This is a genomic window from Mumia sp. Pv4-285, assembly GCF_041320275.1.
In the GTDB taxonomy this organism is placed as follows: Bacteria; Actinomycetota; Actinomycetes; order Propionibacteriales; family Nocardioidaceae; genus Mumia; species Mumia qirimensis.
On sequence record NZ_CP162023.1, the window covers coordinates 2,188,769 to 2,214,252 of the forward strand.

At 68.3% G+C, this 25,484-nt stretch carries 20 protein-coding genes and 3 rRNA genes; 22 read left to right on the forward strand and 1 reads right to left on the reverse strand.

The genetic code is table 11. The annotated features are described in order from the left end of the window. Positions 1-320: 320 nt before the first annotated feature. The 3 genes from AB3M34_RS10540 (at position 321) to rrf (ending at position 5,590) form a co-directional block, all read left to right on the forward strand. Positions 321-1,840 (forward strand): 16S ribosomal RNA (locus AB3M34_RS10540). 400 nt (positions 1,841-2,240) lie between these two features. Further along, positions 2,241-5,362 (forward strand): 23S ribosomal RNA (locus AB3M34_RS10545). Between the two features lie 111 nt (positions 5,363-5,473). After that, positions 5,474-5,590, forward strand: a 5S ribosomal RNA gene (rrf, locus tag AB3M34_RS10550). The 16S, 23S and 5S rRNA genes sit together here, the layout of an rRNA operon. A 60-nt stretch (positions 5,591-5,650) precedes the next feature. Here the strand turns inward: rrf and AB3M34_RS10555 are convergent. Beyond that, positions 5,651-6,751: a DUF1015 family protein gene (locus AB3M34_RS10555; protein WP_370619687.1), complete on the reverse strand. Its 1,101-nt coding sequence runs from the start codon at positions 6,749-6,751 to the stop codon at positions 5,651-5,653. 43 nt (positions 6,752-6,794) lie between these two features. On the opposite strand from AB3M34_RS10555, the gene AB3M34_RS10560 reads away from it, so the two are divergent. The 19 genes from AB3M34_RS10560 (at position 6,795) to der (ending at position 25,420) form a co-directional block, all read left to right on the forward strand. Further along, positions 6,795-7,916, forward strand: a complete 1,122-nt coding sequence (locus AB3M34_RS10560; RefSeq protein ID WP_370619688.1) for an HAD-IIA family hydrolase — start codon at positions 6,795-6,797, stop codon at positions 7,914-7,916. Positions 7,917-7,944: 28 nt separating this feature from the next. Further along, positions 7,945-8,223, forward strand: coding sequence for a hypothetical protein (locus AB3M34_RS10565; RefSeq protein WP_370619690.1), 279 nt, complete (start codon positions 7,945-7,947; stop codon positions 8,221-8,223). Beyond that, the gene (locus tag AB3M34_RS10570) at positions 8,220-9,053 is read left to right on the forward strand and encodes a TlyA family RNA methyltransferase (protein ID WP_370619691.1); all 834 of its coding nucleotides are present in this window, start codon (positions 8,220-8,222) and stop codon (positions 9,051-9,053) included. Before AB3M34_RS10565 ends, AB3M34_RS10570 begins: the two co-directional genes overlap by 4 nt. Next, positions 9,050-10,009, forward strand: a complete 960-nt coding sequence (locus tag AB3M34_RS10575; protein WP_370619692.1) for an NAD kinase — start codon at positions 9,050-9,052, stop codon at positions 10,007-10,009. Before AB3M34_RS10570 ends, AB3M34_RS10575 begins: the two co-directional genes overlap by 4 nt. Before the next feature lie 5 nt (positions 10,010-10,014). Continuing rightward, complete coding sequence (recN, locus tag AB3M34_RS10580) at positions 10,015-11,718, forward strand: DNA repair protein RecN (RefSeq protein ID WP_370619694.1); 1,704 nt, start codon at positions 10,015-10,017, stop codon at positions 11,716-11,718. Positions 11,719-11,767: 49 nt separating this feature from the next. Then, the gene (gene steA, locus AB3M34_RS10585; RefSeq protein ID WP_370619696.1) at positions 11,768-12,943 is read left to right on the forward strand and encodes a putative cytokinetic ring protein SteA; all 1,176 of its coding nucleotides are present in this window, start codon (positions 11,768-11,770) and stop codon (positions 12,941-12,943) included. Next, the gene (locus AB3M34_RS10590) at positions 12,943-13,836 is read left to right on the forward strand and encodes a copper transporter (protein WP_370619698.1); all 894 of its coding nucleotides are present in this window, start codon (positions 12,943-12,945) and stop codon (positions 13,834-13,836) included. The genes steA and AB3M34_RS10590 overlap by 1 nt, the downstream gene beginning before the upstream one ends. Positions 13,837-14,040: 204 nt before the next feature. After that, positions 14,041-15,723, forward strand: a complete 1,683-nt coding sequence (locus AB3M34_RS10595; RefSeq protein WP_370619699.1) for a CTP synthase — start codon at positions 14,041-14,043, stop codon at positions 15,721-15,723. After that, positions 15,720-16,376, forward strand: coding sequence for an NUDIX domain-containing protein (locus AB3M34_RS10600; RefSeq protein WP_370619701.1), 657 nt, complete (start codon positions 15,720-15,722; stop codon positions 16,374-16,376). Before AB3M34_RS10595 ends, AB3M34_RS10600 begins: the two co-directional genes overlap by 4 nt. A gap of 9 nt (positions 16,377-16,385) precedes the next feature. Beyond that, positions 16,386-17,504, forward strand: coding sequence for an alanine dehydrogenase (gene ald / locus AB3M34_RS10605; protein ID WP_370619703.1), 1,119 nt, complete (start codon positions 16,386-16,388; stop codon positions 17,502-17,504). Then, positions 17,501-18,439: a site-specific tyrosine recombinase XerD gene (xerD, locus tag AB3M34_RS10610; protein ID WP_370619705.1), complete on the forward strand. Its 939-nt coding sequence runs from the start codon at positions 17,501-17,503 to the stop codon at positions 18,437-18,439. Before ald ends, xerD begins: the two co-directional genes overlap by 4 nt. A 201-nt stretch (positions 18,440-18,640) precedes the next feature. Further along, positions 18,641-19,528, forward strand: a complete 888-nt coding sequence (locus AB3M34_RS10615; protein ID WP_370619707.1) for a ParA family protein — start codon at positions 18,641-18,643, stop codon at positions 19,526-19,528. Continuing rightward, complete coding sequence (locus tag AB3M34_RS10620) at positions 19,513-19,845, forward strand: hypothetical protein (protein ID WP_370619709.1); 333 nt, start codon at positions 19,513-19,515, stop codon at positions 19,843-19,845. Before AB3M34_RS10615 ends, AB3M34_RS10620 begins: the two co-directional genes overlap by 16 nt. After that, positions 19,842-20,783 carry a segregation and condensation protein A gene (locus tag AB3M34_RS10625; protein WP_370619711.1) on the forward strand — a complete coding sequence of 314 codons (942 nt, stop codon included), beginning with the start codon at positions 19,842-19,844 and terminating at the stop codon, positions 20,781-20,783. Before AB3M34_RS10620 ends, AB3M34_RS10625 begins: the two co-directional genes overlap by 4 nt. Beyond that, complete coding sequence (scpB, locus tag AB3M34_RS10630; protein ID WP_370619713.1) at positions 20,770-21,483, forward strand: SMC-Scp complex subunit ScpB; 714 nt, start codon at positions 20,770-20,772, stop codon at positions 21,481-21,483. The genes AB3M34_RS10625 and scpB overlap by 14 nt, the downstream gene beginning before the upstream one ends. Next, on the forward strand, positions 21,480-22,217 hold the full coding sequence (locus AB3M34_RS10635; RefSeq protein WP_370619714.1) for a pseudouridine synthase: 738 nt from the start codon (positions 21,480-21,482) through the stop codon (positions 22,215-22,217). The genes scpB and AB3M34_RS10635 overlap by 4 nt, the downstream gene beginning before the upstream one ends. After that, entirely contained in the window at positions 22,214-23,296 is a 1,083-nt protein-coding gene (locus AB3M34_RS10640; RefSeq protein WP_370619715.1) for a prephenate dehydrogenase, read from the forward strand. The genes AB3M34_RS10635 and AB3M34_RS10640 overlap by 4 nt, the downstream gene beginning before the upstream one ends. Before the next feature lie 82 nt (positions 23,297-23,378). After that, positions 23,379-24,074, forward strand: coding sequence for a (d)CMP kinase (gene cmk, locus AB3M34_RS10645; RefSeq protein ID WP_370619717.1), 696 nt, complete (start codon positions 23,379-23,381; stop codon positions 24,072-24,074). Then, positions 24,071-25,420: a ribosome biogenesis GTPase Der gene (gene der / locus AB3M34_RS10650; RefSeq protein WP_370619718.1), complete on the forward strand. Its 1,350-nt coding sequence runs from the start codon at positions 24,071-24,073 to the stop codon at positions 25,418-25,420. The genes cmk and der overlap by 4 nt, the downstream gene beginning before the upstream one ends. The last annotated feature ends 64 nt before the right edge of the window (positions 25,421-25,484 follow it).

The following is a 25,484-nucleotide window of genomic DNA, read 5'->3' on the forward strand; positions in this document are numbered from 1 at the left end:
CGGGGACGGCGGTGGGCAAGGCCTTGTGGGTCGGGTTCGCGGTCCTGGTTGACTTATCTTCCTTCTCTTTCGGAGTCACCGCCCTGTTTGGGGTGTTGTGGTTGTTCTGGTAGGTTGGGGGGTCGCGCCTTGGTCTGGGGTCTCCTTGTGTGGGGGGTTCTGGGTTTTGTGTGTCTGATGTTTGAGAACTCAACAGTGTGTTAAAAGTCGACGAGATAATCAGTATGACCTGTTTGGTCATTTTTCCGTGACAAATTATTTGTCAGCAAATAGTTAGTCCGGGTTTGAAGTTTTTGTTGTGCCCAGCTTTTGGTTGGGTTTCGACGGAGAGTTTGATCCTGGCTCAGGACGAACGCTGGCGGCGTGCTTAACACATGCAAGTCGAGCGGTAAGGCCTTTCGGGGTACACGAGCGGCGAACGGGTGAGTAACACGTGAGTAATCTGCCCTTCACTCTGGGATAACCTCTGGAAACGGTGGCTAATACCGGATATGACCTCGCACTGCATGGTGTGGGGTGGAAAGTTTTTTCGGTGGGGGATGAGCTCGCGGCCTATCAGCTTGTTGGTGGGGTGATGGCCTACCAAGGCGACGACGGGTAGCCGGCCTGAGAGGGTGACCGGCCACACTGGGACTGAGACACGGCCCAGACTCCTACGGGAGGCAGCAGTGGGGAATATTGGACAATGGGCGAAAGCCTGATCCAGCAACGCCGCGTGAGGGATGACGGCCTTCGGGTTGTAAACCTCTTTCAGTAGGGACGAAGCGCAAGTGACGGTACCTACAGAAGAAGGACCGGCCAACTACGTGCCAGCAGCCGCGGTAATACGTAGGGTCCGAGCGTTGTCCGGAATTATTGGGCGTAAAGGGCTCGTAGGCGGTTTGTCGCGTCGGGAGTGAAAACTTGGGGCTTAACCCCATTCGTGCTTCCGATACGGGCAGACTAGAGGCAGGCAGGGGAGAACGGAATTCCTGGTGTAGCGGTGGAATGCGCAGATATCAGGAGGAACACCGGTGGCGAAGGCGGTTCTCTGGGCCTGTTCTGACGCTGAGGAGCGAAAGCATGGGGAGCGAACAGGATTAGATACCCTGGTAGTCCATGCCGTAAACGTTGGGCGCTAGGTGTGGGATCCATTCCACGGGTTCCGTGCCGCAGCTAACGCATTAAGCGCCCCGCCTGGGGAGTACGGCCGCAAGGCTAAAACTCAAAGGAATTGACGGGGGCCCGCACAAGCGGCGGAGCATGCTGATTAATTCGATGCAACGCGAAGAACCTTACCTGGGTTTGACATACGCCAGAAGCCTGCAGAGATGTGGGTCTCTTTGGACACTGGTGTACAGGTGGTGCATGGCTGTCGTCAGCTCGTGTCGTGAGATGTTGGGTTAAGTCCCGCAACGAGCGCAACCCTTGTTCTATGTTGCCAGCACGTGATGGTGGGGACTCATAGGAGACTGCCGGGGTCAACTCGGAGGAAGGTGGGGATGACGTCAAGTCATCATGCCCCTTATGTCCAGGGCTTCAAGCATGCTACAATGGCCGGTACAAAGGGCTGCGAAACTGTAAGGTGGAGCGAATCCCAAAAAGCCGGTCTCAGTTCGGATTGGGGTCTGCAACTCGACCCCATGAAGTCGGAGTCGCTAGTAATCGCAGATCAGCAACGCTGCGGTGAATACGTTCCCGGGCCTTGTACACACCGCCCGTCACGTCATGAAAGTCGGCAACACCCGAAGCCGGTGGCCTAACCCCTTGTGGGAGGGAGCTGTCGAAGGTGGGGCTGGCGATTGGGACGAAGTCGTAACAAGGTAGCCGTACCGGAAGGTGCGGCTGGATCACCTCCTTTCTAAGGAGCATTGCTCATCTGCTCGCATCCTGGTGGTGTGGGTGGGTGTGTTCTCGGCTTGATCACGCGGATGTCGTGGTGGTCGGGTGCTCAGATGGTGGAACGTCGATTATTCAGCCGGTCTTGTCCGGTCTGGGTCTAGTACTGCTTGCTCCTTTTTGGGGGGTGGGTGTGGAACGGTCTGGGCGGGGTGGGGTGTGGTTGGGCACACTGTTGGGTCCTGAGGCATCAGGCGCCTCCTGTGTCTCTTCTCTTGCCTTCGGGTGGGGGTTGGGGTGTGGGGGTGTTGGTGTTTCTGTTCCGGTCATGTCGGCTGCAGGTTTTCTGTGGTGCGGGGTGGTTGCGGGTTGTGGTTTGAGAACTTCACAGTGGACGCGAGTGTCTTTGTAGTGTGTGTATTTTGCAAGCTACTAAGGGCACATGGTGGATGCCTTGGCATCGAGAGCCGATGAAGGACGTAGGAGTCTGCGATAAGCCCCGGGGAGTTGACAACCGAGCTGTGATCCGGGGGTGTCCGAATGGGGAAACCCGGCCAGAGTTATGTCTGGTCACCGGCGCCTGAACACATAGGGCGTGCGGAGGGAACGTGGGGAAGTGAAACATCTCAGTACCCACAGGAAGAGAAAACAACCGTGATTCCGTGAGTAGTGGCGAGCGAAAGCGGATGAGGCTAAACCGTGCAGATGTGAGAGACGGCAGTTGTTGTCTGTGCGGGGTCGTGGGAGCGCACTTGCTGGTTCTGCCGAGCTGGCGGGAAGTGATAAAGCATGAGTGAAGTCGAAGGGCCTGGAATGGTCTGGCGTAGAGGGTGAGACCCCTGTAGACGTAAGCTTGTGCCTTCCTTGTGTGTTTCCCGAGTAACGCGTGACTCCTGGAATTGCGCGTGAATTTGGCGGGACCACCCGTTAAGCCTAAATACTCCTCGATGACCGATAGCGGACTAGTACCGTGAGGGAAAGGTGAAAAGTACCCCGGGAGGGGAGTGAAATAGTACCTGAAACCATGTGCCTACAATCCGTCGGAGCCTTGATCCTTTGGGGTTGGGGTGACGGCGTGCCTTTTGAAGAATGAGCCTGCGAGTTAGTGGTACGTGGCGAGGTTAACCCGTTGGGGGGTAGCCGTAGCGAAAGCGAGTCCGAACAGGGCGTATGAGTCGCGTGCTCTAGACCCGAAGCGGAGTGATCTATCCATGGGCAGGTTGAAGCGCGGGTAAGACCGCGTGGAGGACCGAACCCACTTAGGTTAAAAACTGAGGGGATGACCTGTGGATAGGGGTGAAAGGCCAATCAAACTCCGTGATAGCTGGTTCTCCCCGAAATGCATTTAGGTGCAGCGTCGTTTGTTTCTTGCCGGAGGTAGAGCACTGGATGGTCTAGGGGGCCTACAAGCTTACCGAAATCAGCCAAACTCCGAATGCCGGCAAGTGAGAGAGCGGCAGTGAGACTGCGGGGGATAAGCTCCGTAGTCGAGAGGGAAACAGCCCAGACCATCAGCTAAGGCCCCTAAGCGGTTGCTAAGTGGAAAAGGATGTGGAGTCGCACAGACAACCAGGAGGTTGGCTTAGAAGCAGCCACCCTTGAAAGAGTGCGTAATAGCTCACTGGTCAAGTGATTCTGCGCCGACAATTTAGCGGGGCTCAAGCAATCCGCCGAAGCTATGGCATTCATACGTGTACTCGGCCCGCATCCAAGTGGTGTGGGTCCAGGTGTGTGGATGGGTAGGGGAGCGTCGTGTGGCGTGTGAAGCGGCGGGGTGACCCAGCCGTGGATGCCACACGAGTGAGAATGCAGGCATGAGTAGCGAATGAAGAGTGAGAAACTCTTCCGCCGAATGACCAAGGGTTCCAGGGTCAAGCTAATCTGCCCTGGGTAAGTCGGGACCTAAGGCGAGGCCGACAGGCGTAGTCGATGGACAACGGGTTGATATTCCCGTACCGGCGTTGGTGCGCCCATGCTGAATCAGTGATGCTAAGCACCCGAGCCGAGCTAGACCGCCCTTCGGGGTGGCGTGTCTTGGTGAGCGTGTGACCCGAGCTGGTAGTAGGCAAGTGATGGGGTGACGCAGGAAGGTAGCTCATCGCGGCGATGGTTGTCCGCGTGTAAGGACGTAGGGCGGCAGATAGGTAAATCCGTCTGCCATGTGCCTGAGATCTGATGCCGAGCCTTATTGGCGAAGTGAGTGATCCTATGCTGTCGAGAAAAGCCTCTAGCGAGTACCAGAGCCGCCCGTACCCCAAACCGACACAGGTGGTCAGGTAGAGAATACCAAGGCGATCGAGTGAATCGTGGTTAAGGAACTCGGCAAAATGCCCCCGTAACTTCGGGAGAAGGGGGGCCTGATTCGTGAACCCACTTGCTGGGGGAGCGTTGAGGGCCGCAGAGACCAGGCCCAAGCGACTGTTTACTAAAAACACAGGTCCGTGCGAAGAAGTAATTCGATGTATACGGACTGACTCCTGCCCGGTGCTGGAAGGTTAAGGGGACGTGTTAGCTGTAAGGCGAAGCACTGAACTTAAGCCCCAGTAAACGGCGGTGGTAACTATAACCATCCTAAGGTAGCGAAATTCCTTGTCGGGTAAGTTCCGACCTGCACGAATGGAGTAACGACTTGGGCGCTGTCTCAACCACGAGCTCGGCGAAATTGCACTACGAGTAAAGATGCTCGTTACGCGCGGCAGGACGGAAAGACCCCGGGACCTTCACTACAGCTTGGTATTGGTGTTTGGTTCGACTTGTGTAGGATAGGTGGGAGACTGTGAAGCGGCCACGCCAGTGGTTGTGGAGTCGCTGTTGAAATACCACTCTGGTCGTACTAGATATCTAACTTAGGTCCGTGATCCGGATCAGGGACAGTGCCTGGTGGGTAGTTTAACTGGGGCGGTTGCCTCCTAAAATGTAACGGAGGCGCCCAAAGGTTCCCTCAGCCTGGTTGGCAATCAGGTGTTGAGTGTAAGTGCACAAGGGAGCTTGACTGTGACACCGACGGGTGGAGCAGGGACGAAAGTCGGGACTAGTGACCCGGCGCTGGCATGTGGAAGCGGCGTCGCTCAACGGATAAAAGGTACCCCGGGGATAACAGGCTGATCTTCCCCAAGAGTCCATATCGACGGGATGGTTTGGCACCTCGATGTCGGCTCGTCGCATCCTGGGGCTGGAGCAGGTCCCAAGGGTTGGGCTGTTCGCCCATTAAAGCGGCACGCGAGCTGGGTTTAGAACGTCGTGAGACAGTTCGGTCCCTATCCGCCGCGCGCGTAGGAAACTTGAGAAAGGCTGTCCCTAGTACGAGAGGACCGGGATGGACGAACCTCTGGTGTGTCAGTTGTTCTGCCAAGAGCACTGCTGATTAGCTACGTTCGGGAGTGATAACCGCTGAAAGCATCTAAGCGGGAAGCACGTTTCAAGATGAGGTTTCCCACCCCATGTGGGTTAAGGCCCCCAGTAGACCACTGGGTTGATAGGCCGGAAGTAGAAGCGCAGCAATGCGTGTAGCTGACCGGTACTAATAGGCCGAGGGCTTGTCTACACACACTTCAACGACACTCAAATGCGTCCACTGTGAGGTTCTGGGACCACAACCCAGAACCAAAACAAAATAGCAACACCATGTTTTGGTCCAGTTGTAACCCCACAGGGTTACGGCGGCCATGGCGAAGGGGAAACACCCGGCAACATTCCGAACCCGGAAGTTAAGCCCTTCAGCGCCGATGGTACTGCACGGGAGACTGTGTGGGAGAGTAGGACGCCGCCGGACAACACTTCAGCTGAAGGCCGTCACCACCAGGTGACGGCCTTCAGCCATTTCTGCATTCATTCATGCCCAGGACCGCATGACCATGCCGACCCTCGGCTTCGGCCTGAACCACGACGACTTGTGCGGCAGCAGTCGACCCGTCGTCGCCGCGCGGGTGACGGTCGCGAGGGTCGGGGTCGAGAGAAGCAGGGCCACGCCGCCTCCCGATGCGACGGCCCGTGCAGCCGTCTCGAGGTCCGGCTCGTACGCCACCGCCTCCGACTCGAGGCCGTGATGGGGGGTGAAGACGTCCTCAACCCAGCACGGGGAGCACTCGTACGGGTCGACGCCGAGGAACCGGCGGCCGTCCGTGAGGACGCAACGCGACTCGCCCTCGGCGACGAAGCGCGTGGCATCGGGCTCACCGGCGAGGTCGACGACTGGGAGCGGAAGGCCCTTCACGGCTTCGTCGAGGTCGATGGACGACACCACGCGGTGTATCGGACCCACTGTGAGGGCCGGGGGATCGACGACCAGGGTCAGTGCGAGCCGTCCCGCCCGCTCGTAGGCCGTGCGCCAGGCGGCGTACCGGTGGTGTCCGTCGGCGATGACGAGCGGCTGGCTGTCGAGGCGTGCCGCGATGCGCTCGATCGCCTGCGACTCGGTGATGGCCCACACCTCGTCCGTTCGTCCTCCGTCCTCGGCGATGCGGTCCGGGGGCCGGTCGAGCACGCCCTCGAGGAGCGGCGCGACCGGCTCACCCGTCGTGTAGGCGGTGATCGGCTCCCACTGCGCCTGCGTCGCCTCCGCCAGGCGGGCCTGCCGGATCGCGTACGCGGCGATCACGTCCTCGTGCGGGCGGAGGCGTCCGGCGTCCAGGTCGACGAGGACGACGACACCGAGTGCCTGATGGCCGTCGTGGGTGAGCCGGTACGCGTAGAACGCAGGCTCTTCGTCGGTGGTGAGGACACCGTCGGTGAACCAGGTGCGAGCGGTCTCGGCCGCGCGCGCCGGCGCGTCGTCGCGAAAGGCGGGCTCGAGCAGGCGCAGGACGTGGTGCTCGGGAAGGGTCGACGGAAGGTCGGCCCAGCCGACCGACGGGACGTACGTGCGGGCGGAGACCGCCGGCGCACCACCGTCGAAACCCACAGCCCGGAAGGGCACGATCGCGCCGTTGTCCACCGGTGCATCGTAGGCCAGGTCTCCTGCCCCTACGCTGGTCGCGATGCCCGACAACGCGACTCGACCCCATGATCACGCCCCCTCGTCGCCCGACGACCGCCGTCGGGCGGTCGAGCGCCTGCACGACCGCAGCGGCCCGCTCCGTGACGGATACGACGTGGCCATGCTCGATCTCGACGGTGTGGTCTACCGCGGGGACGACGCGATCGATCACGTGTCGGAGAGCCTCGAGGCCGCCCGGGCGGCGGGTGTCCGGCTCGCGTACGTCACCAACAACGCCGCTCGCACGCCCGACGCGGTCGTCGCGAAGCTGCGCGGACTCGGGATGCCGACGGAGGACGACGCGGTCGTCACCTCGGCGCAGGCCGCTGGTCGCCTGGTTGCCGGGCTCGTCGAACCCCGTTCCCGCGTGCTGGTCGTCGGTGGCGAAGGGCTCCAGAAGGCGGTCGAGGAGCACGGTCTCGTCCCGGTCGCGTCCGCCGACGACGGTCCCGACGCGGTGGTGCAGGGCTTCTCGCCAGACCTCCGCTGGGCGCAGCTGGCGGAGGGCGCGTACGCGGTGGCACGGGGCATCCCGTGGGTCGCCAGCAACACGGACGGCTCCATCCCGACCGCGCGTGGTCTCGCTCCGGGCAACGGCACCCTGGTCGCCGCGATCGCGACGGCCACGGGCGGTGTCCCGCAGGTCGCCGGCAAGCCGTACGCTCCGCTCTTCGACGAGACCGTCCTCCGCGTCGGCGGGTCGCGTCCGCTGGTGGTCGGCGACCGGCTGGACACCGACATCGAGGGTGCCAACAACGTGGGCGCCGACAGCCTGCTCGTCCTCACAGGTGTCACGGACCTCGACGCGCTGATGACGGCTCCGCCGCCGTCACGCCCGACCTACGTGGCCCCCGACCTGCGGGCGCTCGCGCTCCCGCACCCGCCGGTCGACGTCGAGGCAGAGGCAGCACGGTGCGGCAGCCATGCCGTCCTCGTCGCCGACGGGGCGCTGCTAGTGGACGGGGCAGGGCTGGCCGCCGACGACCACGAAGCAGCAGTCGAGCTGCTGCGCGCCGCCGTGGCGCTGGCCTGGCACCGGCGCGACGAGATCGCGGGGGAGTCGTCGCGACGCCTCGACCTCGCCGCGATCCGCTCCGCGCTGGAGCCCTGGGGAGTGCGATGATCGAGCCGGTGGAACGAAGGAGCGCGAGATGACCGACGACGGACCCGAGAACCCGGCCGCACCGAGGCCTCCCGTCCCCGGCCCGCCTCGCCCGCGGCCCCCGACGGCCCCTCCCGCGCCCGCAGCGCCTGACGCCGGAGCGGGCGAGCCTCCCGCCGCCGACCCGAGGGTCGAAGCCGTGCTGGCCGACCTCGAGAAGCTCGCCGAGCTTCCCGTGTCGGAGCACCTCGCCGTGTACGAGCAGGTTCACGCGAAGCTCCGCGACGTGCTGCAGTCGGCCGGCCAGGACCGCCCGAGCGCCTCGTGAGCCGTCGGATCCGCCTGGACGCCGAGCTCGTACGCCGTGGGCTCGCGCGGTCGCGCGAGCAGGCCAGCGACCTGATCGCTGCAGGCCGTGTCACCGTCGACGGCGCCACGGCTGCCAAGGCGGCGACGCAGATCACGACCGACCAGGCGGTCGTCGTACGGGACGCGGAGAACGATCCGGGCTATGCATCGCGTGGCGCCTACAAGCTGCTCGGAGCGCTCGAGGCGTTCGAGCCGCAGGGACTGGCCGTCGAGGGGCGGCGCTGCCTCGACGCCGGTGCGTCGACCGGTGGGTTCACCGATGTGCTGCTGCGACGCGGCGTGCGTGAGGTGGTCGCCGTCGACGTCGGGTACGGCCAGCTGGTCTGGGCGCTGCAGCAGGATCCCCGAGTGGCCGTCCACGACCGTACGAACGTGCGCGAGCTCGACCCCGACACCATCGGCGGGCCGGTCGACCTCGTGGTGTCGGACCTGTCGTTCATCTCGCTCACCCTCGTGATGCCGGCGCTCGCCCGGGTCTGCGCCGCCGACGGCGACATGGTCCTGATGGTCAAGCCGCAGTTCGAGGTCGGCAAGGACCGGGTCGGCAGGAAGGGTGTCGTACGCGACCCGGAGCTTCACGTGGAGGCCGTCCTCGGCGTCTGCCACGCCGCCGAGCAGGCGGGTTGGGGCACTCGTGCGGTCGCCGCGAGCCCGTTGCCCGGACCCACCGGCAACGTCGAGTACTTTGGGTGGTTCCGGCAGGACGCCCCGCCGGTCGCCGAGGACGCGGTCCGCGCGGCGGTGGCCCAGGGGCCGTTGGGATCACCGAACGGACGGGAGCACCAGTGAGCACCGAACGACGCGTGCTGATCCTCGCCCACACCGGACGCGACGAGGCCAGCAAGATCGCGGCCGAGTTCGCGCGGGCGATCGTGGCCGAGGGCATCATCGTGCGTGTCGTCGTCGAGGACGCGCCGGCCCTCGAACGCTGGGGCCTGCCGGAGGCGGAGGTCGTCCCCGTCGATCCCGAGGCCGGTGCCGGCTGCGAGCTGGCGGTGGTGTTCGGTGGCGACGGCACCTTGCTGCGGGCGGCCGAGCTGGTCCGTGAGTGCGGCACGCCGCTCGTCGGCGTGAACCTCGGGCACGTCGGCTTCCTCGCCGAGGCCGACGTCGACGACCTCGACCACACGGTCCGCCGGGTCGTCGACCGCGAGTACACGGTCGAGGAGCGGATGACCGTCGATGCGCGGGTCTTCGTCGACGACCAGGAGGTCGCGCGCAGCTGGGCTCTCAACGAGGCCGCGGTCGAGAAGGCGTCGCGCGAGCGGATGCTCGAGGTCGTCGTGGCGATCGACGACCGGCCGGTCTCGCGCTGGGGCTGCGACGGCATCGTCTGCGCGACCCCGACCGGGTCCACCGCCTACAACTTCAGCGCCGGCGGACCGGTGGTGTGGCCCGAGGTGCAGGCGCTGCTCATGGTGCCGATCAGCGCGCACGCCCTGTTCGCGCGGCCGATGGTCGTCTCGCCGACGTCGCTGCTCGCGATCCAGGTCATCCCCGAGGCTCCTGCCTCCGGGGTGCTGTGGTGCGACGGTCGCCGGACGTACGACCTCCCGCCGGGCGCGCGCGTCGAGGTGAGGCAGGGCGAGAAGCACATCCGCCTCGCCCGCCTCCACCAGGCGCCGTTCACCGACCGTCTGGTCCGCAAGTTCGACCTGCCGGTCACCGGGTGGCGCGGAGCGGCGGCGCAGCGCAGGAGCGAGCGGGATGCCCTCGAGCGACGTCCCGACCCCGAGGAGGGCTGATCGACGTGTGGCACGAGATCCGGCTGTCGTCGCTGGGCGTGATCGCGGACGCCGAGCTCGAGCTCGGCGCGGGCCTGACCGTCCTCACCGGCGAGACCGGCGCCGGCAAGACGATGGTCGTGACGGCCCTGGGGCTGCTCCGCGGAGCACGTGCCGACGCGGGGCTGGTACGCCACGGTGCCGACCGTCTCCGGGTCGAGGCCACCGTGGACGTCGGGGGCCTCCCTGCCGTCAGGGACCTCCTCGACGAGACGCCGGCAGAGACCGACGGCGACGACCTGGTGCTCGCCCGCACGATCGGCAAGGACGGTCGCTCCCGCGCGTACCTCGGCGGCGCGTCGGTCCCGGCCGGCATGCTTGCACGGCTCAGCGAGCAGCTGGTGGCGGTCCACGGGCAGTCCGACCAGCACCGGCTCCTCCAGGCGGGAGCCCAGCGAGACGCGCTCGACCGCTTCGGTGACGTGGGCAAGGCGCTTGCCTCGTACCGGCCGGCGTACACGCGCCTGGTCGAGAGCCGGCGCGAGCTCGAGGAGCTCACGTCGGCGAGCCAGGAGCGGGCCCGTGAGCTGGACGTCCTCGTGTTCGGCCTCGACGAGATCGCCCAGGTGGCCCCTGAGGAGGGTGAGGACGACGCGCTCCGGATCGAGGAGAGCCGCCTCGCCCATGCCGAGTCGCTGGTCCTCGCGGCGGCCGAGGCGCACGGCCTGCTCTCCGACACCGACGACGCGGCGGACGTGCTCGACCTCCTCGGCCGGGCGAGCAGCCTCCTCGACGGTGTCCGCGAGCACGATCCGGCGCTCGACGCGCAGGCACGGCGCCTTGACGAGGTCCGGTTCACCGTCAGCGACGTGGCCGGTGAGCTCGCGTCGTACGCCGACGGCGTCGAGGTCGACCCTGCTCGGCTGGCTGCGGTGTCCGAACGCCGTGCGGCGCTGGCCGGACTGACCCGCAAGTACGGGCCGGCGCTGTCCGACGTCCTGGCCTGGTCCGACGACGCACGGGCACGGGCGGCGGCACTTCAAGGCGACGACGGCCGGATCGCCGAGCTGACCGAGGAGATCGCGCAGCTCGAGCGCGATCTGCTCGCCCAGGCAGCGGAGATCACCGCGCTCCGCCAGGAGTCGGCCGTACGCCTCGCCGCCGAGGTCGGCGCGGAGCTGGAGGCGTTGGCGATGCCGCACGCGCGCATCGAGGTGGCCGTCCGCGCTCCCGAGACGCCCGAGCCCTCCGACCTCGGCCCGGACGGCACCGACGTGGTCGAGCTCCTGCTGGCAGCCAACGCCGGCGCGGCACCGCGCCCGCTCGCCAAGGGTGCGAGCGGCGGTGAGCTCTCGCGGGTGATGCTGGCGCTCGAGGTCGTCCTCGCCGACAAGGCGAGCGTCCCGACGTTCGTGTTCGACGAGGTCGACGCAGGCATCGGTGGCCGGGCCGCGATCGAGGTGGGCCGTCGTCTCGCCCGGCTCGCGTCGGGTGCTCAGGTGCTCGTGGTGACGCACCTGCCGCAGGTGGCGGCGTTCGGCGACCGCCACTACCACGTGCTGAAGTCCGACGACGGCACGGTGACGACGAGCGGCGTCGCGCTGCTCGACGACGACGCCCGGGTGGCCGAGCTCTCTCGGATGCTCGCCGGGCTGGAAGGCTCCGCGACGGCGGAGGCCCACGCGCGCGAGCTGGTCGCACTGGCCGCGGAGGACCGGGCGCTGCGCTGACACGCCGGGGTGTCGCGGGTGCGCGGATCGCCCCGGGACGGGTGGCAGCATGACGACGGTGAGCCTGCTGAACCTGCGCCGTACCCCGCGCGACACCGACCTCGATGTCGCGGGGCCTGCACGCGTCGTCCGCAACCCGCACGACGTGAGACGAGTCCGGGCCGGCGACGTCGCCGTCGTGGATCTCCCGGACCTCGACCGAGCGACCGCCGAGCAGATCTGCGAACGACGTGTCGTCGCCGTCGTCAATGTTGCGGCGTCGAGCACCGGGCGTTATCCCAACCTGGGCCCGCAGGTGCTGGTCCGGGCCGGCATCCCCCTGCTCGACGGGGTCGGCACCGACGTTCTCGCCACGCTGAAGGACGGCGACAAGGTCGGGCTGGACGGTACGGCGCTCGTCCGTGGCGAGACGACGCTCGCCGAAGGCGTCGTGATCGACGAGAACCGTGTCGAGGAGATGCTCCTCCGCGGCCGCACCGGCATGTCCGTGCAGCTCGAGACGCTGACCGCCAACAGCGGCGAGTACCTGCGGCGCGAGCACGCGCTCCTCCTCGAGGGCGTGGGCATCCCCGAGATCGCCACGAGGCTCGAGGGCCGCGAGGTCGTCGTCGTCCTCCCCGGTGCGGACGCTCGCAGCGAGCTGAAGGGGATGAGGCGCTACCTCAAGGAGCGCAAGCCGGTGCTGATCGGTGTCGATGCCGGCGCAGACGCCCTGATGGTCGAGGGGTACGAGCCGACGATCGTGGTGGGCGACATCGGGCAGATGAGCGACCGGACCCTCCGCGCGGTCGACGAGATCGTCGTCACGAGCTCGCGACGGCACGTCGAGTCCGAGGAACGCCTCGAGCGCCTGCAGCGGACGTCGGTCGAGTTCCCCGGCGCCGCCGGCGCCGAAGAGGCTGCCCTCCTGCTCGCCGACGCGCGCGGTGCTCGGGTCGTCGTCACGGTCGGAGGTTTCGGCACGCTCGAGGAGTTCCTCGACTCGGCCCGCTCCGGCGGTGCGACGCGCTACCTGACACGGCTCCGCCTCGGCGCGAAGCTGGTCGACGCCAAGGCGATGACGGGGCTGCACCGGCCGCGGTTCACCTGGCTCCAGGTGCTGTTCGTCCTCCTGCTGGCCCTCGTCGCCGTCGGAGCCGCCGTCGCCGCGACGCCGGTCGGGTCCGACTGGTTCGAGGCCGCGGGTGACTGGGTCTCCACGACGATCCGGGGGATCCGAGGTTGATGCCCGCACGTTCCGCCTTCGTCGTCGCAGGTGCGCTGGTGGTGACTCTCGCCGGTGGGATCGCCCTCGGGGCCGGGGTCCTCGACGGCGCGGAGCCCGAGCCCGCCTCGGCCGCGCGGGTCGTACCCGAGGAGACGCCCGAGGACTCGGCGGCGCGCGCGGTCGCCGACGCGTACCGCGCGGACCTGGGCGAGGCACCTCTCGCCGGCAGGCTCGACGGCGCGTCGGTCGCTGTGGTGACGCTGCCCGGCGCGGACGCGACGATCATCGACAGCGTCACCGCGACACTGAGAGCCTCGGGTGCCACCGTCGTCGGCACGGTCGCCCTCACCGAGCGGATGGTCGACCCTGCCGACCGCCAGTTCGTCGTCGGCGTCGCCGAGCAGACGCTCGAGGAGGTCAAGGACACGCCGACCGACGACCTCTCTAACTACGAGGTCGTCGGCGCGGCGCTGGGCCGCGCGATCGCCGCCAAGACGACGGTCCCGACGGACGCCGCCGGTCAGACCATCGTCTCGGCGCTCACCGAGGCGAAGCTCGCCACCACCGACGCGTCACCGACGTCGCGTGCGCAGCTCACCGTGCTGGTGACCGGCGCGGAGAAGGACTACTCCGGAGGACGGGGCGAGCTCGTCGCGACCCTGGCCGCAGGCATCGACGCGGCGGGTGTCGGCACGATCGTCGCTGGGCCGGTGGGTTCAGGGACCACGGACGGCGCGGTGGAGGCCGTCCGCGCCTCGGACGCGGCGAAGACGGTCTCCACCGTCGACGTCGTCGGCGTCCCGTTCGGTGACCTCGTCCTCCTGTCGGCGCTCCAGAAGGAACGCGCCGGCACGGCAGGTCACTTCGGTACGGCGGGGGCTGCCGACGGCGCCTGGCCCTCGGCCGAATAGGGCGGCCGGCCTCTCGAACGCCGGTAGGTGGTGGCACAGGTCGCACCGGTTTCGCCCGCGTGGCGGGTCGCGCAGTTGCCAGGCCTTGATAGGGTGAAATCCCGTGAACATGTGCGGCTCTCCCGCCTGTGTTCCACCGGCGCACCGATCGAGCCCGACGGCACGCCGACCGACACGATCACGGGAGTTCTCTTGGCAAACTCGGTGCCCACCAAGCACGTCTTCGTCACCGGTGGGGTGGCTTCCTCCCTCGGCAAGGGGCTCACGGCGTCGAGCCTGGGCCGTCTCCTGAAGTCCCGCGGTCTGCGGGTCACGATGCAGAAGCTGGACCCCTACCTCAACGTCGACCCGGGCACCATGAACCCGTTCCAGCACGGCGAGGTGTTCGTCACCAACGACGGCGCGGAGACCGACCTCGACATCGGCCACTACGAGCGCTTCCTGGACGAGGACCTCGTCGGGCGCGCCAACGTCACGACCGGCCAGGTCTACTCCGACGTGATCGCGCGTGAGCGACGCGGCGACTACCTCGGTGACACCGTGCAGGTCATCCCGCACATCACCAACGAGATCAAGGACCGGATGCTCTCCATGGGCGGTCCGAACATCGACGTCGTGATCCATGAGATCGGCGGCACCGTCGGCGACATCGAGTCGCAGCCGTTCCTCGAGTCCGCGCGACAGGTCCGCCACGAGATCGGACGCGGCAACTGCTTCTTCCTCCACGTCTCGCTCGTCCCGTACATCGGGCCGTCGGGTGAGCTCAAGACCAAGCCGACCCAGCACTCGGTGGCCGCGTTGCGCTCGATCGGCATCCAGCCGGACGCGATCGTGTGCCGCTCTGACCGCGAGATCCCGGCCGGCGTCAAGCGCAAGATCTCGCTCATGTGCGACGTCGATGCCGAGGCCGTGGTCACGGCGGCCGACGCGCCCTCGATCTACGACATCCCCAAGGTCCTGCACTCGGAGGGCCTCGACGCGTACGTCGTCCGTCGTCTCGACCTGCCGTTCCGTGACGTCGACTGGAAGCAGTGGGACCAGCTCCTGCGACGCGCCCACGAGCCGGAGGAGGAGGTCACGGTCGCACTCGTCGGCAAGTACGTCGACCTCCCCGACGCGTACCTGTCGGTCGTGGAGGCGCTGCGCGCCGGCGGCTTCGCCAACGACTCAAAGGTGCACGTGAAGTGGGTCCCGTCCGACGAGTGCAGCACCCCTGCAGGCGCTCAGCAGTGGCTCGGCGACGTCGACGCGGTCTGCGTCCCGGGTGGGTTCGGCATCCGCGGCATCGAGGGCAAGCTCGGTGCGCTGACCTGGACGCGTGAGCACCAGGTGCCGACGCTCGGCCTGTGCCTGGGGCTGCAGTGCATGGTCATCGAGTACGCACGCGTGCTCGGCGACATCCCCGACGCGAGCTCGACGGAGTTCGACCCCGCGACCGAGCACCCCGTGATCGCGACCATGGCGGAGCAGGAGGCGTACGTCGAGGGTGCCGGAGACCTCGGTGGCACGATGCGCCTCGGTCTCTACACGGCACGGTTGACGGCGGGCTCCATCGCCGCGGAGGCGTACGGCGCGACCGAGGTCGAGGAACGCCACCGCCACCGCTACGAGGTGAACAACGGCTACCGTGACGCGCTCGAGAAGGCCGGCATGGTGTTCTCCGGCGTCTCGCCGGACAACCACCTGGTCGAGTTCGTCGAGCTCCCGCGCGAGGTCCACCCCTACTACGTCGGCACACAGGCGCACCCGGAGCTGCGCTCGCGTCCGACACGTCCGCACCCGCTGTTCGCCGGCCTGGTCAGCGCCGCGCTCGCGCGTCAGCGCGAGATGCGGCTGCCCGTGGACGAGTCCGGTCTGCGGCGTCACACGGTCGACACGACCGCGTGAGCAGCGCGGAGCACCGCCTCCCCGAACGCGTGCCGCATCCGACGCTGCCGGGGATGGTCGTCGCCGACGGTGCACGGGTGACGGACCGGCCGGAGGTGTGGCACGTCCGCAGCAGCACCACGGCGTACGCGTCGCCCTTCATCGACGTCGTGCTGGACGAGGTCGAGACGCCGCAAGGTGGCGCGATGCACCGGACGACGGTGCGGCACGACGCCGCGGTCGGCGTGGTGGTGCTCGACGACGACGGCCGTGTCCTGCTGCTCGAGCAGTACCGCCACCCGGTCGGTGCGCGGCTGGTCGAGCTCCCCGCCGGTCTCCTCGACATCGACGGAGAGCCGGCGCAGGACGCCGCTGCCCGCGAGCTGGCCGAGGAGGCCGACCTCGTCGCCTCCCGGTGGGAGCCGCTGGTGACGCTGCGGTCCTCGCCGGGATTCACCGACGAGCGCGTCGAGGTGTTCCTCGCGCGGGGCCTGAGCGCCGTCGCCGACGACGCACGGACCGATCGTGTCGACGAGGAGGCTGACATGGCCGCGGTCTGGGTCCCGCTGGAGGACGCCGTAGCCGCCGTCCTGGACGGGCGGATCACCAACTCGCTCGCTGTCGCCGGGCTCCTTGCGTGTCATATCCGCGCGAACCAGGGGTCCTCGGCCTAGGATCGACACGTGTTGGTCGGCATCCCGCGCGAGATCAAGGTCCATGAGTACCGCGTGGCGATCACCCCGGCAGGCGTGCGGGAGCTCCGCGACGCCGGCCACGAGGTGGTCGTCGAGACCGGCGCGGGCGCGGGCTCCTCGATCTCCGACGACGAGTTCGTCCGGGCGGGCGCTGACATCCTTCCTGGCGCTGACCAGGTCTGGGCGAGCGCCGACCTCCTGCTGAAGGTCAAGGAGCCGATCCCGGAGGAGTACGCGCGCCTGCGCCGCGGCCAGGTCCTCTTCACGTACCTGCACCTTGCCGCGTCACGCGAGTGCACGGACGCGCTGGTCGGGTCGGGGACCACCGCGATCGCCTACGAGACCGTGCAGACCGCCGACCACGCCCTGCCGCTGCTCGCGCCGATGAGCGAGGTCGCCGGACGCCTCGCCTCGCAGGTCGGCGCCTACCACCTGCTCGCGCCCGAGGGTCGAGGCGTCCTGATGGGCGGCGTCCCGGGTGTCCACGGAGCCCACGTCGTCGTGCTCGGCGGCGGAGTGTCGGGCCGCAACGCAGCGGTGATCGCCCTCGGCATGGGCGCCCGCGTGTCGCTCCTCGACATCAACGTCGGACGGCTGCGCCAGCTCGACGCGGAGTTCGGCGGTCGGCTGCAGACGGTCGCGTCGAACCGCTACCAGATCGAGGGCGCGGTCGCCCAGGCCGATCTCGTGATCGGCGCCGTCCTGGTCCCCGGTGCCAAGGCGCCTCACCTGGTCAGCCACGAGATGGTCGCATCGATGCGCCCCGGGAGCGTGCTGGTCGACATCGCGATCGACCAGGGCGGCTGCTTCGAGGACTCGCGGCCCACCACCCACGACGACCCGACGTTCGTCGTCGAGCAGTCGGTCTTCTACTGCGTCGCCAACATGCCTGGCGCGGTCCCGCACACCTCGACGTACGCGTTGACCAACGTCACCTTGCCGTACGTCCTCGCGCTGGCCGAGCACGGCTGGGTGGAGGCGCTGCGGCTCGACCCGGCGCTGCGTGCCGGTCTCAACGTGCACGACGGCGCCGTCACCAACGAGGGCGTCGCCGAGGCGCACGCGATGTCGTACGTCTCACCGGGCGAGGTCGTGGGGCTGACGTGAGCGGGGCGGGCCGCGGCGCGGTCGGCCGGCTCGTCGACGACTACCTCAGCCACCTCGGCGTCGAGCGGGGTCTCGCGGCGAACACGCTGACCTCGTACCGCCGGGACCTGCGCCGCTACGCGGCCTACCTCCACCAGCGGGGGATCGAGACGCTCGGGGACGTCACGGAGGCGGACGTCGCCGACTTCCTCGCGGCGCTGCGCGAGGGGGACGCCGACCATCCGCCGCTGTCGGCACCCAGCGCCGCGCGGACGATCGTCTCGGCTCGCGGGCTGCACCGGTTCGCGCTGCGCGAGGGCGTCGTCGACCACGACGTCGCCGCGGAGGTGAAGCCCCCGACGCCGCCACGGCGGCTGCCGAAGGCGCTCGCGGTCGACCAGGTCGAGGCTCTGCTCGACGCCGCGGGCTCGGCCGGGACGCCGCTGGCGGTCCGGGACCGTGCACTGCTCGAGGTGCTCTACGGGACGGGCGCGCGCATCTCCGAGACGGTCGGTCTGGACGTCGACGACCTCGACCTCGAGATCGGCGAGGTCCTGCTGCGGGGCAAGGGCGGCAAGCAGCGGGTCGTGCCGGTCGGACGGTACGCCCAGGACGCGCTGCGAACGTACCTGGAGTCCGTACGCCCGGCGCTGACCAGCGTCCGTACGACCGGGGGAGCGGTGTTCCTGAACTCCCGCGGCGGCCGGCTGTCACGGCAGAGCGCGTGGGCGGTGCTCGCGAAGGCGGCTCGGCGCGCCGGAATTACGGTCGACGTGTCCCCGCACACCCTGAGGCACTCGTACGCGACCCACCTGCTCGACGGTGGCGCCGACGTCCGCGTGGTGCAGGAGCTTCTCGGGCACGCGTCGGTGACCACGACCCAGGTCTACACGCTGGTGACGATCGACAAGCTCCGCGAGGTGTACGCGACCGCCCACCCCCGCGCCCTGGCGTAGCGCGCGCCGCGCCCCACGATTTGACCGCTTGTCCACCGAAGCTCGGGTCAAGAAGGTGGAGAACCCGTCAAATCGTGGGGCGCGACGGGACGTTGGGCAGCCCCGGCGACATGCCGCGCGGCGTCGAGGTGGAGACTTGTCGACTTGGTACAGTCCAAGCAGCCCCAGCACGGGAAAGAACAGCCACGGGATCGAGAGCGCATGAACCACCACAGCGATCTGCTCGGCGAGCTCGGACCGTCGGCCGGCGCCGAGATCGGCCCGACCGGCCGCCCCATGCCGGAGTTTCCGCCGCCGCGACCTCCCAGCGGAGGCCCCGCGTACGTCATCGCCCTGTGCAACCAGAAGGGCGGCGTCGGCAAGACGACGACCACGATCAACCTCGGTGCCGCGCTCGCAGAGCTGGGGCGACGTGTGCTGCTCGTCGACTTCGATCCGCAGGCGTCGATGACGGTCGGTCTCGGGTTCCCCGCGCACGACCTCGACGCCACGGTCTACCACCTGCTGATGCACGACGACGTCGAGGTCTCCGACGTCCTCCTCAAGACGCGCACCGCGAACCTGCACCTGCTCCCCGCGAGCATCGACCTGTCGGGTGCAGAGATGCACCTCGTCCACGAGGTCGGCCGCGAGCAGACGCTCGCCCGGATGCTACGTCCCGTGCTCAACGACTACGACGTCATCCTCATCGACTGCCAGCCGTCCCTCGGCCTGCTGGCGGTCAACGCGCTGACGGCGTGCGACGGCGTGCTGATCCCGCTGGAGTGCGAGTACTTCGCCCTGCGCGGAGTCGCCCTCCTCAAGGAGACCATCGAGAAGGTCCGTCAGCGGACCAACTTCGACCTGGAGATCATCGGCCTGCTCGGGACGATGTACGACAGCCGGACGCTGCACAGCCGCGAGGTGCTCCAGACCCTCGTCGACGGCTGGGGACCGAAGGTCTTCCACACCGTGATCCGGCGTACGGTCAAGTTCTCCGACGCGACGGTGGCGGGAGAGCCGATCACCGACTTCGCCCCGGACTCCAAGGGTGCCGACGCCTATCGCCAGCTCGCCCGGGAGGTGCTCGTCCGGTGCCCCGGCGTGTGAGACTGCCTGGCGCTGACGAGCTGTTCCGACCGACCACCATCCCCGACGCTCCCGGCAACGCGCCTGCGGCGTCGGAGAGCGAGGACGCGGTCGACGCCAAGCCCAGCGGTCGCGTCAAGCACGACAGCAAGGTCACGGTCTACATGACCTCCGACGAGCTGCTCGACCTCGAGCACGCGAGGCTGGAGCTGCGGCGCGACCTGGGGCAGAGCCTCGACCGTGGGCGACTGATCCGTGAGGCCGTCGCGATGGCGCTGGCGGAGTACGCCGAGAACGGCGCCGACGGCGAGCTCGCGCGGCGGCTCGGAGCATCGTGACCGAGCCGGACACCGACGCGCCCGGGGCGTCGACGGGCTTCGTCGTGCACCTCGACGCGTACGAGGGGCCCTTCGACCTGCTCCTCCAGCTGATCGCCAAGCACAAGCTGGACATCACCGAGATCGCGCTGTCGAAGGTCACCGACGAGTTCATCGCGCACCTCAAGGCGATGGGGCCCGAGGGCGACCTCGAGCAGACCACGGAGTTCCTCCTGGTCGCGTCGACGCTGCTCGACCTCAAGGCAGCGCGGCTGCTCCCGCAAGCCGACGTCGAGGACGAGGACGACCTGGCGCTGCTCGAGGCGCGCGACCTTCTGTTCGCGCGGCTCCTCCAGTACCGCGCGTTCAAGCTGGTCGCTGGCCGGATGAAGGAGCGGCTCGCCGACGAGGCGAACCGGTTCCCGCGGGCGGTCGCGCTCGAGCAGCGCTTCGCGACGTTGCTGCCGGAGGTGCTGATCGCCGTCGGGCCCGAGGAGCTGGCCCTGCTCGCCGCGAAGGCGATGGAGCCGAAGATGCCCCAGATCCTCTCGTTGACACATCTCCACGCACCTCAGGTGAGCGTGCGCGAGCAGGCCGTCGTGGTGGTCGAGCGACTGCGCCGCGGATCGTCGATGACGTTCCGCGCGCTGGTCGCGGACGCGCCGGACACGTTGACGAAGGTCGCGCGGTTCCTCGCGCTGCTCGAGCTGTTCCGCGAGAGCGTGGTCGCGTTCGACCAGGCCGCCCCGTTGGCCGAGCTGACGATCCGGTGGACGGGCGGCGAGGACGAGGACGTCGAGGTCAGCGCCGAGTTCGATGAGGATCAGCTCGGCGATGAGGATCAGGTCGGCGACGAGGATCAGCTCGGCGACGAGGATCAACTGGGTGATGAGGGTCAGCTCGGCTACGAGGATCAGCCCAGCGACGACGAGGACGAGGATGCAGATGGACAGCAATGACGTGCCCGAGGCGGTTGCGGAGTCGTCGCCGACCGACGCGGAGAGCCTCGCCTCGTACCCGCTCCGCCCGGCGCTCGAGGCCATCCTCATGGTCGCCGACCAGCCGTTGGACCACCTGCTGCTCGCCACCGCCGTGGGACATCCGCCGGCAGAGGTCGAGGTCGCGCTGGTCGAGCTCGCACGCTCGTACGACGACGAGGACCGCGGCTTCGAGCTGCGGCAGGTCGCCGGCGGGTGGCGCTTCTACACACGCGCCGAGTACGCAGGCGCAGTCGAGCGGTTCGTGCTCGAGGGTCAGCAGGCCAGGTTGACGCAAGCGGCGTTGGAGACGATGGCGGTCGTCGCCTACCGGCAGCCGATCTCGCGGGCGCGGGTCTCGGCGATCCGGGGCGTGAACGTCGACGGCGTGATGCGCACCCTCGTGACCCGCGGCCTCGTCGCCGAGGCAGGGACCGACGTCGAGACGGGTGCCCTCCTGTACGCGACCACGCCCTACTTCCTCGAGCGGATGGGGCTGTCGAGCCTCGACGAGCTTCCCGACCTGGCACCCTTCCTGCCCGACATGGACGACGTGGAGGATCCTGAGGTGGTGGCCGGCCCAGAGCCCACTGTGCCGCAACCGACCGACGGCGCCGGCGTCGACGACGAGCCGGGCGAATCCGCGCCACCCGCAGCAGCAGAGGACGAGGAACGACCATGAGCGAGCACCCGGACGGCATCCGACTGCAGAAGGTGCTCGCGCAGGCCGGTCTGGGCTCCCGCCGCGCCTGCGAGGAGCTGATGGAGCGCGGTCGCGTCACCGTCGACGGCGAGGTCGTCACGCAGATGGGGTTGCGCGTCCACCCGGAGACGGCCGTCATCCACGTCGACGGTAAGCGCATCCCGCCCGCGTCGGACCATGCGTACCTCGTCCTCAACAAGCCGCGCGGAGTCGTGTCGTCGATGAGCGACGAGCGCGGCCGCACCGACCTCTCGGCCTACGTCGCGGACCGACCCGAGCGCCTCTTCCACGTCGGACGCCTCGACACCGACACCAGCGGGCTGCTGCTGCTCACCAACGACGGGGAGTTCGCCAACCGGATGGCCCACCCGTCGTTCGAGATCATCAAGACCTACGTCGCCGAGGTGGAGGGTCAGGTCGCCCGTGGCCTCGGACGCCAGCTGCGCGAGGGGATCGAGCTCGACGACGGAGCGGTGCGCGTCGACCGCTTCGCGGTCAAGCAGACCGCGGCGGACCGGAGCATCGTCGAGCTCGACATCCACGTCGGTCGCAACCGGATCGTGCGCCGGATGCTCGACGCCGTCGGCCACCCGGTCGTACGCCTCACCCGGACCGCGTTCGGCGTGGTGCACCTCGGCGGCATGAAGCCCGGTGACCTGCGCGACCTCACGCCCGACGAGCTCGGGGCGCTGTTGGATAGCGTGGAGCTGTGAGCTCCGCCCCCCGAGCCGCTGAGATTCCCGGCCCCGTCCTCGTCATCGGCTGCGGGCTCGTCGGCACCTCGATCGCCCTCGCCCTCACCCGGGCGGGGGTGGCCGTCCACCTCCGCGACGTCCTGCCGCAGAACGCACGGACCGCCGAGATGCTCGGCGCCGGCACCCTGGCGGAGCCGGAGACAGTGGCGCTGGTCGTCGTGGCGGTTCCGCCTGACTACGTCGCCGAGGTCGTCGCGGACGCCCTCGGCGAGTGGGCCGATGCCGTCGTGACCGACGTCGCCAGCGTGAAGCACCCACCGTTGCAGTCGTTGGCCGACGCCGACACGCCTGGGCTCGAACGGTACGTCGGCAGCCACCCGATGGCCGGCAGCGAGCGCTCGGGCCCGACGGCTGCGTCCGAGACGCTGTTCGAGGGTCGCGCGTGGGCGGTCACTCCGCACGCCGCGGCGGCTCCGGACGCGGTGGAGCTCGTCCGTGAGCTCGGTCGTACGACGGGGGCGACCGTCGTCGAGATGCCGACCGACGAGCACGACTTCGCCGTCGCACGCGTGTCGCACCTGCCCCAGGTGATGTCGGTGCTGACCGCGGCACGGCTGCACGGCGGTCCTTCCGACCACCTCGCGCTCGCCGGCCAGGGACTGCGGGACGTGACACGCATCGCGGCGAGCGACCCCGGCCTGTGGCGTCAGATCCTGCACGCGAACCGTCTCCCGCTCGTCGAGCTCCTGAGGGGCGTCCGGGACGATCTCGACGAGCTCCTCGACGGCATGGAGCGCAGCCAGGTCATCGAGGACGTCCTCGGTCGTGGTGTCTCCGGGACACGGCTGATCCCGGGCAAGCACGGAGAGGAGGCCGCGCCTCTGCTGGCCACCGTGTTCGTCCAGGTGCCCGACCAGCCGGGCGAGCTGGGCCGTCTTTTTCGCGATACGGGAGAATCGGGTGTGAACATCGAGGATCTGCGTATCGACCACGACCTCGGCCGCCCTGTGGGCATCGCCGAGATCGCGGTGCGCTCCGAGCGCGCGGAGGACCTGACCTCTGCGCTGACCGACCGCGGCTGGACCGCGTACCTGTGACGCCGCCCGACGAATGACGCTGCACCATGACAACGCCGTACCAGTGAAGAAGGTTTCGAACTCCGTGAGAAAGGTTGGCTCCGTGCCCCCTGTCGTCATCGCTCTCGACGGACCGTCCGGGTCCGGCAAGTCGAGCACGGCCCGCAAGGTGGCGACCCGCCTCGGACTGGCCTACCTCGACACCGGGGCGATGTACCGCGCCATGACCTGGGCGGTGCTGGAGCGCGATGTCGACGTCGAGGACGCGGAGGCCGTGGCCGAGGCCGCTGCGGAGATCGTGATCGAGTCAGGCACCGATCCGCAGGCGCCGACCATCATCGCCGACGGCGTCGACGTCGCCGGCCCGATCCGCGAGCAGGCGGTGACCGACGCCGTCAGCCAGGTCAGTCGGGTCCCCGCCGTGCGCGAGCGCCTGGTCGCGCTCCAGCGCCAGACGATCGCCTCCTCGGACGGCATCGTGCTGGAGGGCCGTGACATCGGCACCGTCGTCGCGCCGGACGCACCGCTCAAGCTCTACCTGGTCGCCGACACGGCTGCCCGGGCAGCACGTCGCGCCGCGGAGGAGGGGCAGGCGGAGGTCGCCGCCCACGTCGAGGCGACCGCCGCCTCGCTCCAGCGCCGCGACGCCATCGACTCCACTCGTACGACGTCCCCGCTGGCCAAGGCAGACGACGCGATCGAGCTCGACACCACCCACCTCACGCTCGACGAGGTGGTCGACGAGGTCGTACGCCTCGCCGTCAAGGCCGTACCCGATCTCGGAGGACCCGCATCATGACCGAACCCGTCACCGAGCCGGGGAGCGTACGCCTCCCGGTCCTCGCCGTCGTCGGACGCCCCAACGTCGGCAAGTCGACGCTCGTCAACCGCATCCTCGGACGCCGCGAGGCTGTCGTGCAGGACGTCCCCGGGGTGACACGTGACCGTGTCTCGTACGAGGCGGAGTGGAACGGCCGCGAGTTCACCGTGGTCGACACCGGCGGCTGGGACCCCGACGCCAAGGGGCTGGCCGAGCGGATCGCCGCCCAGGCGGAGGTCGCCGTCGCCGCCGCCGACGCGGTGCTGTTCGTGGTCGACGCGACGGTGGGCATCACCGACGCCGACGAGGAGGTCGTGAAGGTCCTGCGGCGCTCAGGCAACCCGGTCATCCTGGTCGCGAACAAGGTGGACGACGAGCGGGGTGAGCTCGAGGCAGCCTCGTTGTGGAACCTCGGGCTCGGCGAGCCGTTCCCGGTGTCCGCGTTGCACGGCCGTGGTGCCGGCGACCTGCTCGACATCATCCTCGACGTCCTGCCGGAGGCTCCCCAGCAGACCGACGACGAGGACGAGGGCCCGCACCGCATCGCCCTGGTCGGCAAGCCCAACGCCGGCAAGTCGAGCCTGCTCAACAAGCTGGCCGGCTCCGAGCGCGTCGTCGTCGACAGCGTCGCGGGCACGACCGTGGATCCGGTCGACGAGCTCGTCGAGCTCGGGGGAGACGTCTGGCGGCTCATCGACACCGCCGGCATCCGCCGCCGGGTGAAGGAGGCGTCGGGTCACGAGTACTACGCGAGCCTGCGTACGGCCTCCGCGATCGAGCGGGCCGAGGTCGCCGTCGTCGTCCTCGACTCCAGCGAGCCGATCTCCGAGCAGGACCTGCGCATCATCCGCCAGGTCGAGGAGGCCGGACGTGCGCTGGTCGTCGCGTTCAACAAGTGGGACCTCGTCGACGACGAGCGTCGCTACTACCTCGACCGGGAGATCACCCGCGAGCTGGTCCAGGTGCAGTGGGCGCCGCGGGTCAACATCACCGCGCTCACCGGCTGGCACGTCGACCGGATCGTCCGGGCGCTCAACACCGCGCTCGACGGGTGGTACACCCGGGTGCCGACCGGTCTCCTCAACTCGTTCCTCGGCCGTCTCGTCGCGGAGCACCCGCACCCGGTCCGCAGCGGCAAGCAGCCGAAGATCATGTTCGGGACGCAGGCGAGCGTCGCTCCGCCGACCTTCGTTCTGTTCACGTCGGGCAAGCTCGAGGACCAGTACCTGCGGTTCGTCGAGCGCCGGCTGCGCGAGGAGTTCGGCTTCGAGGGCTCGCCGATCCACCTGACCCAGCGCGTGCGGGAGAAGCGCAAGCGCCGCTGACCGCGGACCCGCCATCAGGACCCGACGTTCCTGCCCGGATCCGGGCAGGAACGTCGGGTCCTCT